This is a genomic window from Falsiroseomonas sp. E2-1-a20, from assembly GCF_051433195.1.
In the GTDB taxonomy this organism is placed as follows: domain Bacteria; phylum Pseudomonadota; class Alphaproteobacteria; order Acetobacterales; family Acetobacteraceae; genus Falsiroseomonas.
This window is the reverse complement of sequence record NZ_JBHMFT010000025.1, coordinates 55168-71063: the sequence shown is the minus strand read 5'-3', so window position 1 is coordinate 71063 and position 15896 is coordinate 55168. Positions and strand designations below refer to the sequence as shown.

Here is a 15896-nt window from a genome sequence, read left to right as displayed (position 1 = left end):
GGACCCCTCCTTGATCACCAACCACACCCGGGGGGGGGGGGGGGGGGGGGGCCTCCTCCCCGACGACCTGGCCGTTTCGCCACAGGAAGTTCACACACCCCCCCTGCCCACCCCGCCCGGTCCCGTCTAGATCGCAGCGCAACCATCACGCAGCAGGGCAGGCATGGCACTCCATCGTCGCACACTCGGCCTCGCGGCCGCCGGCTTCGCGGCCCTCCGCACCCCGGCCCTTGCGCAGGGAATTTCCGGCCCGCTGGTGCTCTACACCTCCCAGCTCGAACCCGACGCCGCCCAGACGGTCGAGGCCTTCCGCGCCCGCCACCCCGGCGTCACCGTCGAATGGATCCGCGCCGGCACCGGCCAGATCATGACCCGGCTCCGCGCCGAGATCGCCGCCGGCAGCCCGCGCCCCGACGTCCTGCTGCTGGCCGACAGCCTCACCTTCGAATCCCTCCGCGCCGAGGGCCGCCTGCGCCCGAGCCCGGAAGTCCAGCTCGCCGGCACACCGCCCGCCCAGGTCGAGGCCAGCCGCGCCTACTTCGCCACCAAGCTGATCACCACGGGCATCGTCCACCACGCCCGCGCCCCCTTCACGCCCAAGGCCTGGCAGGACCTGGTGGACCCGCGCGCCCGCAACCAGGTCGCCATGCCCTCCCCTGCCGTCTCCGGCGCCGCCGCCATCCACCTGACGGCGCTCGCCCAGAACCCGGCCCTCGGCTGGCCCTTCATCGAGCGCCTGGTGGCCAACGGCGTGCAGGCCCGCGGCGGCAACGGCCCGGTGCTCCAGGCCGTCGCCGGCGCCGAGCGCGCCTTCGGCATCGCCATCGACTACCTGCCGATCCGCGAGGCCGCCCGCGGCGCCCCGATCCGCTTCGTCTTCCCCGAGGACGGCGTCTCCGCCATCACCGAGCCCGCCGCCATCCTCTCCACCACCCGCAACGCCCCCGCCGCCATCGCCTTCCTGGATTTCCTGCTGTCGCGGGAGGGCCAGTCCCTCGCTGCCCGCCAGGGCTTCCTCCCCATCGACCCCGAAACCGCCCCGCCCGCCGGCTTCCCCGACCCGCGCACCATCCGCATCATGCCCCTGGACGCCGCCCGCGCCGCCACCGAGCAACCCGACCTCCTCCGCCGCTTCGCCACCCTGACCGGCGGTTGATCCCATTCCCCAAAAGCCCTCTCCCCCCAATGGGGGGAGAGGGTTGGGTGAGGGGGGGCCTCCCCACCCATCCCCGGCCCCGATGACCCGCACCCGCCTCCTCCCCACCCTCGCCTTCGCCTGGCTCCTCCTCATCGGCGCCATCCCGCTGCTGCGCCTGCTCGCCGAGGCCATTGCCGGCACCGCCCTCGCCACCGCCCTCACCGACCCCGCCACCTGGCGCGCCACCTGGCGCTCCCTCGCCCTGTCCCTCGCCGCGGCCGCTCTCGCCACGCTGATCGGCGCCGCCCTCGCCTGGGCCCTGCTGCTGCGCACCCTGCCGGCCCGCCGCACCCTGATCTTCTGCGCCGTGCTGCCCGCCCTGGTCCCGGCGCAGGTCATGGCGCTCGGCTGGATCCAGGCCGGCGGCCCCGCCTCCCCGCTGCTGCTGGCGCTCGACCTCGCGCCGCCTATCGGCACCCCCAACCCGATCTACTCCCCCGCCGGCATGGCGCTGCTGCTCGCCGTGCAGGCCGCCCCCCTGGTGCTGCTCTCCGTCGCCGCCCTGCTGCGCCGCGTGCCCGGAGAGGTCGTGCTCGCCGCCCGCGGCCTCGGCGCCAGCCCCGAAGCGGCCCTCCGCCGCACCGTCTGGCCCCTGCTCGCCCCCGGCCTGATGGCCGGCGCCGGCCTCGCCTTCGTCGCGGCGCTGGGCAATTTCGGCGTCGGCGCCCTGATCGGCATCCCCGCCCGCTTCCCGGTCCTCCCGGTGCTGATCTGGCAGCGCCTGGCCGCCGGCGGCACCGCCTCCCTCGCCGAGGCGGCCGCCCTCGCCTTGCTGCTCGCGGCGCTCGCCGCCCCCGCCCTGCTGCTCCAGGCGCTTGCCGCCCGCCGCGCCCCCGCCGCCGGCCGCCTGCCCTACGCACCGCTGCCGCTGGCCGCCCCCGCCCGCGCCGCGACCACCGCCGCCGTCGCCGGCTACCTGTTCATCGTCCTGGCGATCCCGATGCTGGCCCTGCTCGCCGCCGCCCTGGTCCCCGCCATCGGCATGGAACTCAACGCCGTCACCGCCACCCCCCGCCACTTCCTGGCCGCCATCGCACCCGGCGCGCAGACCGCCCGCGCCTTCGGCAATTCCCTGCTGCTGTCCGCCGCCGCCGCGCTGCTGCTGGCCGCCGCCGCCCTGCCGATCGCGCTGACGCTGCGCGCCCGCCCGGTCCGCCTGGCCTCCACCGGCACGGACCTGCCCTACGCCCTGCCCGGCGCCTGCACCGGCGTCGCCGCCATCCTGGTGGTGCTGTCGCTGCCCGGCGGCGGCGCGCTGTACGGCACGCTAGGCCTGATCCTGTTCGCCTACCTGACGCGCTTCCAGGCCCTCGCCCTGCGCCCCGCCGCCGCCGCCGCCGCCCGCCTCGACCCGCTGCTGGAGGACGCCGCCCGCGGCCTCGGCGCCGGTCCCTGGCGCCGCCTGTGGTCGGTCCACCTGCCGCCCCTCGCCCCGGCGCTCGCCGCCGGCGCCATCCTGGTGGCGCTCACCGCGGTGAACGAGGTCACGGTCTCCTCTCTCCTCTACGGCCCCGGCACCCAGACCCTCGGCGTGCTGGTCTTCAGCCTGCAGGACAGCGGCCAGAGCCCGCTCGCCGCCGCCGTCTCCTGCCTCGCCCTGCTGCTCACCGCCGGCCTGATGGCCGCCGCCACCCTCGCCGCCCGCCGCCTGCCCGCCGGCACCCTGCCCTGGCGGCCGTGATTCCGATCCCTCAATCGCCGGCGCTTGCATCCGCAAGCTTGGCTACGCCGCATCCGCCGCCGCGCTACCGCGCCAGCGACCAGAACATCCTGATCGTCGTCACCCCCAGGAACACCGCGAACGCCCGCTTCAGCAGCAGCGGCGGAATGGAATGCGCCAGGTGCACCCCCCACGGCGCCGCCAGCAAACTCGCCGGCACGATCAGCGCGAAGCCGATCAGGTTCACATAGCCCAGGCTCAGCGGCGGCAGCATCGGGTTGCCCCAGCCGCCATAGATGAAGCCCAGCGTCGCCGGGATCGAGATGATCACCCCGAACACGCTCGCCGTCGCCACCGCACTGCGGATCGGCGCCCCGAACATGGACAGGATCGGCACCCCCACCGTGCCGCCACCGATCCCCATCATCGCGCTGATGCCACCGATGAACCCGCCCAGCCCCTGCCGCGCCAAGCCGCCCGGGAACCGCTCCCGGAACCGCCAATCCACCCCGGTAAACGCCATGTTCACCGCCACCGCCAGCGCCACCACCGCGAACACCGCGGTATGGGCCTTCCCCGTCACCACCACCCCCAGCAGCGTCCCCGCCAGCACCCCCACCGCGATCGACGGCACCAGGGACCGCAGCAGCGGCACGTCCATCGTCCCCTTGGCGAAGTGCTTCCGCGCCGACTGGATGGAAGTCGGGATGATCGTCGCCAGGGACGTCCCCACCGCCAGCTTCATCTGCACCGCCTCCGGAATCCCGAACAGCGGGAACACGCTGAACAGCACCGGCACGATCACGATGCCCCCGCCCACCCCCAGCAACCCCGCCAGCGTGCCGGACAGCAACCCGGTCGCGGCCATCGCCAAGGCCAGCCCCGCCAGCCAGAGCGGGTCCTGCATGTACTCCATCAGACAACGCACCTTCATTCGCGAGGATAGCGGCCCGCGCAACGGTGCGGCGCCCGAAAGCGCGTGCCATACACGCGGCCTCCCACCGCGTCATCCCGGGGTCACACCTTGCCCATCATTCTCGACCCCTGGTTCTGGGCCCTCGCCGTGCCCGCAATCCTGCTCACCGGCATCAGCAAGGGCGGCTTCGCCTCCGGCGCCGGCAACGTCGCCGTGCCGCTGATGTCCCTGGTCATCCCGGCCCCGCAGGCCGCCGGCATCGCGCTGCCCGTGCTGTGTGCCATGGACATCTCCGGCCTCCGCGCCTGGTGGGGCCGCTGGAGCGGCGCGGAGCTTCGCATCATCCTGCCCGGCGGCCTGCTCGGCATCGCCGCCGGCGCCGCCGTCTTCGGCCTGATGAGCAGCGAGGCGGTGAAGCTGATGGTCGGCGGCATCGCGCTCGCCTTCCTGGCGCGCAGCCTGTGGCAATCCCGCCCCGGCCGCGCCACCCCGGCGCCCGCCACGCCGAGCCGCGCCAAGGGCGGCTTCTGGGGCATGGTCTCGGGCTTCACCAGCACCGTCGCCCATGCCGGCGGCCCGCCCCTGGCCGTGTACCTCTATCCGCTGCGCATGGACCGCGCGACGCTGGCCGCCACCACCGTCGTGTTCTTCGCAGTGATGAACTACGTGAAGCTCATCCCCTACGCGCTCCTCGGCCAGCTCTCGGCCACCAACCTGCTGACCAGCCTGCTGCTGCTGCCCCTCGCCCCGATCGGCGTCCGCCTCGGGATCTGGCTGCAGGCGCGGATGAGCGACCGCGTCTTCTACCGCATCGTCTACGTCATGCTCGGCCTCACCGGCACCAAGCTGGTCTGGGACGGCCTCGCCGGTCTCCTGTAGCCCGGCGAGGCACCACCCCCTACGGGCTTGCCGCCGCCGACTGCGCCGGGTCGCGCGAAATCCGCCAGACGATGTTGGACAGGTCGTCGGCGACGATCAGCGCCCCGCGCGGGTCCACCGTCACCCCCACCGGCCGCCCCCGCGCATTGCCCTCCGCATTCAGGAAGCCGGTCGCGAAGTCCACCGGCTCACCCGAGGGACGCCCATCCCGGAACGGCACGAACACCACCTTGTAGCCGGACGGCACGCTGCGGTTCCAACTGCCATGCTCGCCGACGAACACGCCCTCCGCGAACTCCGCCCCCATTACCGGGCTCGAGAAATCCACCCCGAGTGCCGCCACATGCGCCCCCAGCGCATAATCCGGCCGGATCGAGGCCGCGACCAGTTCAGGGTTCTGCGGCTGCGCCCGCACATCCACGTTCTGGCCCCAATAGGCGTAGGGCCAGCCATAGAACCCGCCCTCCTGCACCGAGGTCAGGTAGTCCGGCACCAGGTCCGGCCCGATCTCGTCCCGCTCGTTCACCACCGCCCAGAGCTGCCCGGCGCCCGGCTGGATCGTCAGCGCCGTCGGATTGCGCAGGCCGGTCGCATACTGGCGGTGCGCGCCGGTCGCGACGTCGATCTGCCAGATCATCGCCCGGTCCTCCTCGGCCGCCATCCCGCGCTCGGTGATGTTGCTGTTGGAGCCGATGCCGACATACAGGAACCGCCCATCCTCGCTGGCGGTCATCGCCTTGGTCCAGTGGTGGTTGATGGCGGAGGGCAGCAGCGCCACCGTCCGCGGCGGCCCGCTGACCTCGGTCTGCCCGTCCACATAATCGAAGCGCACCAGCGCATCCTGGTTGGCCACGTACAGCCCGCCATCCACCAGCGCCAGGCCATAGGGCGCGTTGAGGTTCTCCGCGAAGACCTGCCGCAGTTCGTAGGTGCCGTCGCCATCGGCGTCGCGCAGCAGCGTCAGCCGGTTGCCGCCGGGGACGGAGGTCTTGCCCCAGCTCTTGATGATGCCGGCGATGAAGTCCTTCGGCCGCAGCGGCGGCGCGGCGCTGCCGGTGCCCTCGGTCACCAGGATGTCGCCATTCGGCAGCACCAGGGTCTGGCGCGGAATCTGCAGGTCCGTGGCGATCGCCTGGATGCGGAAGCCCTGCGGCACCGTCGGCAGCTCATTGCCCCAGGCCGCCGGGCGCGGAATCGTCATGTTCGGCAGCAGGCCGCGCTGCGGCTGCGGCAGTTCCGGGTTGGCGCCACGCTGCACCGGGCCAGGCTCGTCACAGGCGGTCAGGGCGAAGGCGGCGACGCCCGCCAGTAGGACTGCGCGCATCACACCACCTCCCTCGTCCTGAAGCCCGAATAGCCAAGCCAGCCGGCGGCCAGCGCCAGCACCGCCACGACGGCGGACAGGATCAGCCCCTCCGGCATCGCGGCCCAGGCATCCTTGGCGTGGACCAGCGCATTGATGAAGCCGAGTACCCAGGCCGCGGCCAGCACCCCGAAATAGACCAGGACCGGCCGGCGGTTGCCCGCCCCGATGCGGACCAGGTCGACCAGCGCCCACAGCAGCGCGAAGCCGCCGAACAGCAGCCCGCCCGCGATCAGCCAGGACGAAAAATTCGCCCATTGGATGTGGTAGGACTGCCAGTAGGCGTAGTCGCTCGCCAGCGCGCCCAGGAACAGGGCCACGGGAAACGCTAGCAGCATCGCGTGCAGCGGATGCAGCCGCCGGGCGAAGGCTGGCACATGCGCCACCCGCGCATCGGCGCGGACGGCATGGGAACTCCGGCTGGACGTTCCGGGTGCGGACAGGGCAACCACGGCGTGCTCCTTGTTCTCCGAGCCCGTCATGGGACAGGGCCCTGCGAGGCCGCCTTCGGCCCCGACACTGCCCAGTCAGCGACACAATCCCGCCAAAGTTCCCCGCCCGCCCCGCTTCACCTGGCGGCCCGGCCAGGCGCCAGGTGGCGCCGCTACCCCACCCGGTACGCCGCCAGCACCTCCGACCCCACGCTGCCGGCCTTGGCCTCCCACGCCGTCACCGCCGTCGCGCCGGCCTGCTTCAGCGCCGCCAGCAGCGCCGCCCCCGGCGCCGCGATGGTCACGCCATTCGCCCGCATCCGCGCCTGGTTCGCCGCATCGCGCGTCTCGAGCAGCGACCAAAGCCCCGCCTCGGTCCGCGTCGCCGCGCGTTCCAGCGCGGCCCGGTCCGTCTCGCCCAGCAGCCGCAGCTTCGCCGGATCGCCGAAGGCGAGGCTCACCGGCATCGCGTAGCCGATCGCGGTGAAGTGCGGCAGATGCTCCCACAGCCGCCGTCCGGCGCCGCCATCGCCGGAGGACAGCACCGCATCCAGCGAGCCATCCGCCAGCCGCGCCGCCACCGCCTGGAAGCTGAGTTGTTCCGCCACCGCGCCCAGGCCCGCCAGCGTCGTGGTGCCGGTCGCGTCATAGGTGCGCACCCGCAGCCCGCGCAGATCCTCCGGCGTCGCCACCGGCCTGCGCGACCAGATGCCCGTCGGCGGCCAGGGCGTCACATGCAGCAGCGTCACCCCCAGCGCCTCCAGCGCCGCCTGGTAGGCCGGCCGCGCCGCCGCCAGCAGCCGCTTCGACTCCGCCGCCGAGGTCGCCAGGAACGGCAGCGAGGACAGCAGGAAGATCGGGTCCAGCCCGCCGAGCGCGCCCGCGAAGGCATCGCCGATAGCGAACTTCCCCTCCGCCACCGCCCGCGGCATCGCCGCGGACCGCACGCCCTGCGGCGCATCGAAGGCCGGCTCGATCCGCAGCGGCCGCGCCGCCTCCGCCAGCCGCACCAGCGCCTCCGCCGGCATCGCCCCCGCCGGATACTCGGTGGCCGCCACCCAAGGCGCTCCCGATTGTTGGGCTGCCGCCTGTTCCCCGAGGGCGGCAAGCGGCATGCTGGAGGCAAGGGCAATCAGGCTGCGACGGCGCATCACCGGGACTCCATTCTCAGGGCCGCCGCATCATAGGACGAGGGTCACCATGTCGCAGACAATTCTGGGCGTGCTCGGCGGCATGGGCCCGCTGGCCTCGGCGCAGTTCATGCTGCGCCTGACCCTGCTGACCCCCGCGACCCGCGACCAGGACCACATCCCCGCCATCCTGTGGTCCGACCCCCGCGTGCCGGACCGCACCGCCGCCCGCCTGCAGGGCGGGGAGGACCCGCTGCCCGCCCTGCTGCGCGGCCTGCGCGGGCTGGAGGCCGCCGGCGCCACCGCCATCGCCATCCCCTGCAACACCGCGCATGGGTGGTACGACGCCCTGCAGGCCGCCACCCCCCTGCCCATCCTGCACATCGTCGACGCCGCGGAGGCCGAATTGCTCCGCCTCGGCGTGAAGCCGGGCCCGATCGGCCTGATGGGCACCGCCGGCACCCTCGCCATGCGCCTGTACCAGGACCGCCTCGCCCCCCGTGGCTGGACCTGCCTGACCCCGACCGAGGCCGAGATGGCCGCCCTCGTCACCCCCGGCATCGCCCGCGTGAAGGCCAACGATCCCGCGAGCGCCTACCCGCCCCTGGCCGAAGCCGCCCGCGCCCTGGCCGCGCGCGGCGCCACGGCCGTGGTGCTCGGCTGCACCGAAATCCCCCTCGGCATCGCCGCCGGCCCGGCCCTGCCCTTCCCGGTCTGCGACACCATCGATGCCCTGGCCCGCGCCGTCATCCTGGCCGACCGCACCGTCCTGACGGAAGCGTGATCCACACCGGCAGGACCGCGGAGGAGGACTGGTTTATCGATAAAACAGAAGCTTCATTGAAATTGTGGCCCGACCGCGCGGCACACCCACCGGTCCCGGGATGCGATAAGAACTACCGCAGACGCTAATTTTTTGTATATTGATCAGAGAAATCGCGGCCCTGCCGCGGTTCACCTGGATGACCTTGAACCCGGCGGCACACTCGGCGGCCCCACGGTGACCATTCAGCCGCAAGCCGCGCGGCCGCAGGGATTTGTGCATCTTGGCAGCCGCCGAAGTCCCCCACCCGGCCGCCGCCCCGCTGCACCGCGCAGCCCCCCACCCCGCAGCGCCACCCGCCCCGCGGTTCCGCACCCACCTGTTCCGCCTGATCCTGGCCACCTGCCTGCCGCTCGCCGTGCTGGCCCTGGCGCTTGCGGTCTGGACGGCGAAGGAACGCCGGGCCGATGTCCTGCGCGGCCTCGATGCCACCACCACCGCGCTGCAGATCGCGGTGGACCGGGAGCTGCGCCTGACGGTCTCGACGCTCGAAGTCCTCGGCGCCTCCGACCTGGTGGACCAGGCCCTCGGCTCCGGGCCTGGCGCCGCGGAGGCGCTCGCCTCCCTGCACCGCCAGGCCGCCGCCATCGTCGGCCGCCGCCCCTCGGTCCTGTTCAACATCAGCCTGTCCACCGCCACGGCGCCGCGCCAGCTGTTCAACACGCTGGCCCCGCTCGGCGCCCCGCTGCCCAGCCTCGGCCCGCTCCGCTACGCCCCCGGCGCCGGCGGCCCGCCCCGCGACACGCTCGCGATCTGGCGCGCGATGGTCGAAAGCCGGCAGGTGCGCTTCTCCGGCCTGATCTGGGGCCCGGTGGCGCGGCAATGGCTGGTCGGCGTCTCCCTGCCGGTGCTGCGCGGGGAGGAGGTGATCGCCGTCCTGACCGCCAACATCCTGCCCGCCAGCCTCGGCGCCGTGCTGCGCGACCAGCCGATGCCCAGCAGCCGGGTGGCCGCGATCGTCGACGACCACGGCAACATCCTGGCCCGGTCGCGGGACGAGGCCCGCTTCATCACCGCCCCCGCCTCGCCCGAGGTGCAGCGCTTCCAGCGCGACCCGCTGGCCCTGCACGGCCGGGTCGAGGCCACGTCCCGCGACGGCGTGCCGGTCTACGGCACCCTGCGCCGCCTGCACTCGACCGGATGGAGCGTCGTCCACACCGCGCCGCGGGCGGAGGTCGATGCCCCGGTGCGCCAGGCGTTCTGGATCGCCGGCGGCGCCGGCCTGGTCGCCATCCTGTTCGCCACCGCCGGCGCCGTCCGCTTCGGCGGCCGCCTGGGGCGGGAAGTCGAGTCCCTGGCCAGCGACGCCGAAGCCCTGGCCGACGCCGAAACCCCGCCCGCTCCAGGCCCGGCGCCGTCGATCCAGGAGGTCGCCCTGGTCCGCCACGCCCTGCGCGGTGCGGCGCAGGACCTGTTCGCCCGCACCGCGGCAAAGCGGAAGGCGGAGGCGCATCGCCTGATGCTGATGCGGGAAGTGGACCACCGCGCGAAGAACGCCCTCGCCGTCGCCCTGTCCATCGTGCGCCTGGCGCCGCGCGACGGCTCCACCATCGCGTTTGCCGCCAGCGTCGAGGGCCGCATCACCGCGATGGCCCGCGCCCATACCCTGCTCGCCGCCACATCCTGGCTCGGCGGCGCGCTGCGCACCCTGGCAGAGGGTGAGCTGGAGCCCTATCGCGGCCGCGTCCACCTCGACGGCCCGCCGATCCGCCTGGCGGCCGAGGCGGTGCAACCCTGCGCGATGCTGCTGCACGAGCTGGCCACCAACGCCGCCAAGCACGGCGCGCTCTCCAACGGCTCCGGCCACGTGGCGCTGGACTGGGCCTTGCAGCCGGACGGCACCCTTGCCCTGCGCTGGGCGGAACAGGGCGGCCCGCCGCTGCCGGATGTGCCGCCGGCCGGCGGCTTCGGCACCCGCCTGCTGCACCAACTGGCGGAGCGACAGCTCGGCGGCCGCATCGCCTTCGACTGGCGGCCGACGGGCCTGCGCGTCACCATCACCCTGCCCGCCAGGCAGATGGCCGACCTGGCGGAGGAGACGGCGTAGGCCCGCCTTTCAGATCCGGCTCATACCTGCGGCACAGTGGGTGACCTGCGGCAGGCACGGCCGGCCGAGCGCCCGAACGGGCGCCGCGGCCTATGCCGCGCAGCCAGGCGCGCGGAGCGCGCGCCCGGCGCTTGAGGGCGAGAGAAACATCAGCGGTCATCGAGGATGACCGCTGATGTCAGACGTCCTCCATCCACGCCACGTCGCCATCATCCAGGTCGTAGCGCGCCGCCACCACCTTCAGCCGCCCGGCCGCCAGCGCCTGCTGCAGGATCGGGCTCTGCGTCTTCAGCCGCCCCGCCACCCGCCGCGCATTCGCCCGCACCGCCCGGTCGAGCAGCCCCTCGCTGCCACCGCCGCGCACGCTCAGCACCGCCGGGATGATCGGCTGCACCATCTCCCCGATCACCCCAGGGAAGGTCGCATTCCGCTCCACCACCTCGACCGCCGCGGCGACCGCGCCGCAATTCTCATGCCCGAGCACCACCACCAGCGGGCAGCCGAGCACCCCCACCCCATACTCCACGCTGCCCAGCGCCGTGGTGTCGATGGTGTTGCCGGCGTTGCGGATGATGAACAGCTCGCCCAGGCCGCGCCCGAACAGCAACTCCGGCGGCACCCGGCTGTCGGAACACCCGACCAGCACGCAGAACGGCGCCTGTCCCCGCGCCAGCTCCACCCGCCGCTCCCGCCCCCACGCCGCGCGGAACGGCGCTTCCGTCACATAGGCGTCGTTCCCGACCTTCAGCAGTTGCAGCGCCTCGTCCGGCGTCAGCGTGCTGTGCGCCACCGGATCCGAGGCCCGTGCCGCGCCCGTCCCCAGCACCCCCAGCGCCGCCAGGCCGCCGATCACGCCCCGCCGCCCGAAGACCCCGTGCCCCGGCCTGCCGCCGCAGCAGCCACATGCCCCATCCTGCATCGCCATCCCCCCCGATCACGCAGGCGAGACTAGACCGCCTCCGGATCGAACAGATACCCCACCCCGCGCACGGTGCGGATCGCCATCGGCCGCGTCGGCGTGCGCTCCACCTTGCGCCGCAGCCGCATGATGCGCAGGTCGATGGCCCGGTCGAAGGCCTCCGGCTCCTCCTCGCCCGAGGTCCGCTCCAGCAGCCAGTCGCGGTGCAGCGCCCGGTTCGGATTCTCGACGAACAGCTTGAGCAGGGTGAACTCGCCCTCCGTCAGCGTGTCCTCCCGCCCCTCCGCCGTCACCAGCAGCCCGCGCTTCAGGTCCAGGATCGCCCCGCCGATGCGCGCCTTGCCCGGCGGCAGCACCTCCGGCCTCGCTGCCGCCAGCGCCGCGCCTTGCGCGGCCCCCTCCGCCCCGGCGCGGCGCATCACCGCGCGGATGCGCGCCAGCAGCTCGCGCGGCTCGAACGGCTTGGTGATGTAGTCGTCGGCGCCGGATTCCAGCCCCACCACCCGGTCCACCAGGTCGCCCGCCGCGGTCAGCATGATGATGCCGAGCAGCGGCGACTGCCCGCGCAGCCAGCGCGCCAGCGCGAAGCCGTCCTCGCCCCCCGGCAGCCCCACATCCAGCAGCGCCGCATCCGGCATCGCCACCGCCACCGCCGCCCGGCACGCCTTGCCATCCGCCACGGCCTCGCAGACGAAGCCCTGCCCCGCCAGATAGGCGCAGACGGTCTCCCGCTGGAACGGGTCGTCCTCCACGATCAGCAGATTGGTCGTGCCACCGGCCATGCGAGGGCCCTCCTGGTCCCACCCGCTGTTACAAATCCCAACGAGTCCCGTCAAACATGTACTTTTCCAAACCCGGCCGCGCCCCTGAAACAATGTTGGCGAAGCGGATGAAACAATCCGCGCCCCCGCGCGAAACACAAGTCGCCGTGACAACGGGCATCCTATCGTAATGCTCCACATTGCCCGAACCGCCGGCGCCCTGCCGGCGGATGAGCTGGCCGCCCTGCAGGCGGAGGCGCTGGCGAAGCTCGCCGGTCCCTTCGCGCTGTTCGCCGCGGACGGCCGCATGGTCTCCGCCAACGCCGCCCTCGCCCGCCTGCTGCCCGAGGGTTCATCCCCACCCGAATCCCTGGACTCCCTGCTCGCCGCCATCGCCGCCGCCGCCGCGGACCGCAATCCCGGCATCCCCGCCCCCGAATCCGCCGCCACCTGGGAACGCGCGCAGGACTGGCTGGCCCCCGATGGCGGCTGGTTCCGCATCCTGCTGCGCCGCATGGCGCACGGCTTCGTCCTCTCCGCCGCCGAGGTCACCGACCTCAAGCGCCAGGAAGCCGCGCTGTCGGACACCCAGACCATCCTGCAGAAGGTCTTCGACCACATGACGGACGGCGTCGTCATGTGGGATGCCGACATGCGGCTGCAGTTCTGGAACCGGGAGACGCTGCGCGTCGGCGAATTCCCGCCCCACATGGCCTACAAGGGCGTCAGCGTCCTCGACGTCATGCGCTATCAGGACGAGCGCGGCGAATTCGGCCCGCCGCCCACGGATGCCACCGAACTCGAAACCCGCGTCAACCAGCGCGCCGCCCTGCTGAACCGCCCGGGCGGCATCTCCTACATCCGCCAGACCCCCTCCGGCCTGTGGCTCGAGGTCAAGACCATCCCGATCGAGTCCGGCGGCGCCGTCCTGATGTACCGCGACATCACCGCGCTCAAGCAGCGCGAACAGGACCTCGCCGCCGCGCGCGCCATGCACCAGCTCATCCTGGACAGCATGACGGACGGCGTCGTGCTGATGGACCGCGACCTGACCTTCCGCCTCGGCAACGCCGCCGCGCTGCGGATGTTCGACCTGCCGCCCGAACTCGGCACCCCCGGCGCCTCGGCCATCGAGGCCATGCGCCACCGCATCCTGCGCGGCGATTTCGGCCCGCCCCCGGCCGAGCCCGCCGCGCTGGACGCCATGGTGGAAGCCCGCCTGGCGCTGGCCCGCCAGCCCGGCAGCGCCCCGCAGCTCATCCGCGGCGCCGCCGGCGAATGGATCGAGGCCTCCTCCGTCGCCACCCCCGATGGCGGCACCCTGGTCCTGTACCGCGACATTTCCGCCCTGAAGGCGCGGGAGGAGGAACTCCAGGCCGCCCGCGCCACCCATGAACTCGTGCTCGACACCATGAACGATGGCCTGGTGCTCTGGAGCCCGGACCTCCACGTCCGCCTGCTCAACCGCCAGCTCGCCGGCCTCTACGAGATCCCGGAACCGCTCACCCGCCCCGGCGCCGATGGCCGCGACATCCTCCGCATGATGATCCTGCGCGGCGACCACGGCCCCCCCCCCGAAGGCGCCGCCCTGGATGCCATGGTGGAAGCCCGCGTCCAGGCCATCCTCAACCACGGCCCCGATCCCGATATCCGCCAGGCCCCCACCGGCGCCTGGCTCGAGATCACCCGCCAGACCCTGCCCGACGGCAGCATCCTGTCCACCTACCGCAACATCTCCCGCCTCCAGGCGCGGGAGGCCGAGCTGCGCCAGGCCCGCGACAAGGCCCAGGCCGCCGAGGCCGCGCTCGCCACCACCATCGAACACATGAGCCAGGGCCTGATCATGGTCGCCCCCGACCGCCGCGTCCGCGTGATGAACCGCCGCGCCGCGGAAATCCTCGCCTTGCCGCCGCACCTCGCCGAACCCGGCATCCCCTTCGGCGAACTCGTCGCCTTCCAGACCGCCCGCGGCGACTACGACGGCTCCCCGCACCGCCTGCAGGAAGCCCGCCGCGCCATCGCCGGCGAGGCATTGAGCGAGGAACGCTACGAACGCGCCCGCCGTGACGGCACGGTGGTCGAGGTGCATGCGCGAAACCTGGACGATGGCGGCGCCGTTCGCACCTACATGGACATCACAGACCGCAAGCGCGTCGAAGGCGCGCTCGCCGCCGCCCGCGACGCCGCCGAAGGCGCGAACCGCGCCAAATCCGCCTTCCTCGCCGCCATGAGCCACGAGATCCGCACGCCCATGAACGGCGTCCTCGGCATGATCGAGGTGCTGGAGCGCACGCCCCCCGGCCCGGCGCAGGACCGCTGCGTCGCCGTCATCCGCGAAAGCGCCGGCTCGCTGCTGCGCATCATCGACGACCTGCTCGATTTCTCGAAGATCGAGGCCGGGCGGATGGAGCTGGAAACCCTGCCCTTCTCGCTGCGCGGCCTGGTCGAGGGCGCGGTCGATACGCTCACCGTCGAGGCCAAGCGCCGCGGCCTGCTGCTGTTCGCCGACCCGATCGCCCCCCCCACCCCGCAATCGCCCGACATGGTCTCCGGCGACCCGGTCCGCGTCCGCCAGATCCTGTTCAACCTGGTCGGCAACGCCATCAAGTTCACCGATGTCGGCTTCGTGCGGCTCCGCGCCTCCGCAGGCCTCGCCGGCCCCCGCTCCAAGGAGGTGCTGGTCTCCCTGATGGTGGAGGACAGCGGCGTCGGCATGACGGAGGAACAGATGGGCAAGCTGTTCCAGCCCTTCGCCCAGGCCGATACCTCCACCACCCGCCGCTTCGGCGGCACCGGGCTCGGCCTGTCCATCGTCCGCCGCCTGGCGGTGCTGATGGGCGGCGACGTCTCGGTGGACAGCACACCCGGCCGCGGCAGCCGCTTCTCCGTCACGCTGCGCCTCGGCCTGGTCGACGCCGCCGATTCCATCCCCGGCGCGGAAGCCCCCGCCACCCTCGCCGCCCCCGCCCCCGGCGCCGCGATCCCGCGCCTCCTGGTGGTCGACGACCACCCGGTGAACCGGGAAGTCCTGGCCCGCCAGCTCGAACTGCTGGGCTGCGAGGCCGACATGGCCGAGGACGGCGCCCAGGGCCTGGCGCTCTGGCGCGGCAAGCGCCACCGCCTGGTGCTGGTCGACCTCCACATGCCGGTGATGGACGGCCTCGACCTGTCGCGCGCCATAAGGCGGGAGGAAGCCGCCAGCCCCGGCAGCCCCCGCACCGCCCTCATCGCCGTCACCGCCAATGCGCTGAAGGGGGAGGATGAGCGCTGCTACGCCGCCGGCATGGACGCCTTCCTGGCCAAGCCGCTCGCGCTGGATTTGCTGTCCCGCACCCTGGCCCGCTTCCTGCCAACGCAGGCAGCCCCCGGCGCCGAGCCTGGTCCCGCCCCCGCCGAGATCGCGCCGCTGTATGACCCGGAAGCGCTGCGCAGCCTGTTCGGCGCCGACCCGAAACGCCTCGCCGGCCTGCTCGCCAGCTTCCGGGATGGCGTGAAACGCGACGTGGAGGCCGTGACCACCGCGCTCGCCGCCGGCAACCTGCCCGCCGCCGCGGATGCCGCCCACCGCCTGAAAGGCGCCGCCCGCATGGCCGGCGCCCGCCCTCTGGCCGACCTGCTGGGCGTGGTGGAGGCCGCGGCGCGGGAGGGGCAGGCCGATACGGCCAACGGCGCCGCCGCCGGCCTCGGGCCGCTGGCGGAGCGAACGCTGGCGGCGGTGCAGGCGGCCGGCTGAGCCGGGCCGCGATCTCGCGAGGCGCCACCACGCGCC

General features: G+C 73.4%; 12 protein-coding genes. 6 read left to right on the top strand and 6 right to left on the bottom strand.

The window, feature by feature from the left end; genetic code table 11:
* Window positions 1-163: 163 nt before the first annotated feature.
* Both ACFHPP_RS23405 and ACFHPP_RS23400 read left to right on the top strand, forming a co-directional pair.
* The gene (locus tag ACFHPP_RS23405; protein ID WP_437165653.1) at window positions 164-1156 is read left to right on the top strand and encodes an ABC transporter substrate-binding protein; all 993 of its coding nucleotides are present in this window, start codon (window positions 164-166) and stop codon (window positions 1154-1156) included.
* Between the two features lie 82 nt (window positions 1157-1238).
* On the top strand, window positions 1239-2879 hold the full coding sequence (locus ACFHPP_RS23400; RefSeq protein ID WP_437165652.1) for an ABC transporter permease: 1641 nt from the start codon (window positions 1239-1241) through the stop codon (window positions 2877-2879).
* A 64-nt stretch (window positions 2880-2943) separates the two neighbouring features.
* On the opposite strand, the gene ACFHPP_RS23395 is transcribed toward ACFHPP_RS23400, so the two are convergent.
* Window positions 2944-3765 carry a sulfite exporter TauE/SafE family protein gene (locus tag ACFHPP_RS23395; RefSeq protein ID WP_437165651.1) on the bottom strand — a complete coding sequence of 274 codons (822 nt, stop codon included), beginning with the start codon at window positions 3763-3765 and terminating at the stop codon, window positions 2944-2946.
* Window positions 3766-3882: 117 nt separating this feature from the next.
* On the opposite strand from ACFHPP_RS23395, the gene ACFHPP_RS23390 reads away from it, so the two are divergent.
* The gene (locus tag ACFHPP_RS23390; protein WP_437165650.1) at window positions 3883-4653 is read left to right on the top strand and encodes a sulfite exporter TauE/SafE family protein; all 771 of its coding nucleotides are present in this window, start codon (window positions 3883-3885) and stop codon (window positions 4651-4653) included.
* 19 nt (window positions 4654-4672) lie between these two features.
* Here ACFHPP_RS23390 and ACFHPP_RS23385 read toward each other — a convergent pair whose 3' ends face one another.
* The 3 genes from ACFHPP_RS23385 to dctP form a co-directional block, all read right to left on the bottom strand.
* Complete coding sequence (locus ACFHPP_RS23385; protein ID WP_437165649.1) at window positions 4673-5977, bottom strand: PQQ-dependent sugar dehydrogenase; 1305 nt, start codon at window positions 5975-5977, stop codon at window positions 4673-4675.
* Window positions 5977-6498 (bottom strand): DUF2231 domain-containing protein, encoded by a 522-nt coding sequence (locus ACFHPP_RS23380; RefSeq protein ID WP_437165648.1) that lies wholly within the window; start codon window positions 6496-6498, stop codon window positions 5977-5979. The genes ACFHPP_RS23385 and ACFHPP_RS23380 overlap by 1 nt, the downstream gene beginning before the upstream one ends.
* A 122-nt stretch (window positions 6499-6620) precedes the next feature.
* On the bottom strand, window positions 6621-7505 hold the full coding sequence (dctP, locus tag ACFHPP_RS23375) for a TRAP transporter substrate-binding protein DctP (RefSeq protein WP_437165647.1): 885 nt from the start codon (window positions 7503-7505) through the stop codon (window positions 6621-6623).
* 142 nt (window positions 7506-7647) lie between these two features.
* Here dctP and ACFHPP_RS23370 point away from each other — a divergent pair, with 142 nt between their 5' ends.
* Both ACFHPP_RS23370 and ACFHPP_RS23365 read left to right on the top strand, forming a co-directional pair.
* The gene (locus ACFHPP_RS23370) at window positions 7648-8361 is read left to right on the top strand and encodes an aspartate/glutamate racemase family protein (protein WP_437165646.1); all 714 of its coding nucleotides are present in this window, start codon (window positions 7648-7650) and stop codon (window positions 8359-8361) included.
* Between the two features lie 262 nt (window positions 8362-8623).
* Window positions 8624-10447 carry an HWE histidine kinase domain-containing protein gene (locus ACFHPP_RS23365; RefSeq protein ID WP_437165645.1) on the top strand — a complete coding sequence of 608 codons (1824 nt, stop codon included), beginning with the start codon at window positions 8624-8626 and terminating at the stop codon, window positions 10445-10447.
* A gap of 178 nt (window positions 10448-10625) precedes the next feature.
* On the opposite strand, the gene ACFHPP_RS23360 is transcribed toward ACFHPP_RS23365, so the two are convergent.
* Entirely contained in the window at window positions 10626-11300 is a 675-nt protein-coding gene (locus tag ACFHPP_RS23360) for a carbonic anhydrase (RefSeq protein WP_437165644.1), read from the bottom strand.
* 95 nt (window positions 11301-11395) lie between these two features.
* Window positions 11396-12148: a response regulator gene (locus ACFHPP_RS23355; RefSeq protein WP_437165643.1), complete on the bottom strand. Its 753-nt coding sequence runs from the start codon at window positions 12146-12148 to the stop codon at window positions 11396-11398.
* A gap of 169 nt (window positions 12149-12317) precedes the next feature.
* On the opposite strand from ACFHPP_RS23355, the gene ACFHPP_RS23350 reads away from it, so the two are divergent.
* Window positions 12318-15860 carry a PAS-domain containing protein gene (locus tag ACFHPP_RS23350; RefSeq protein WP_437165642.1) on the top strand — a complete coding sequence of 1181 codons (3543 nt, stop codon included), beginning with the start codon at window positions 12318-12320 and terminating at the stop codon, window positions 15858-15860.
* Window positions 15861-15896: the final 36 nt, after the last annotated feature.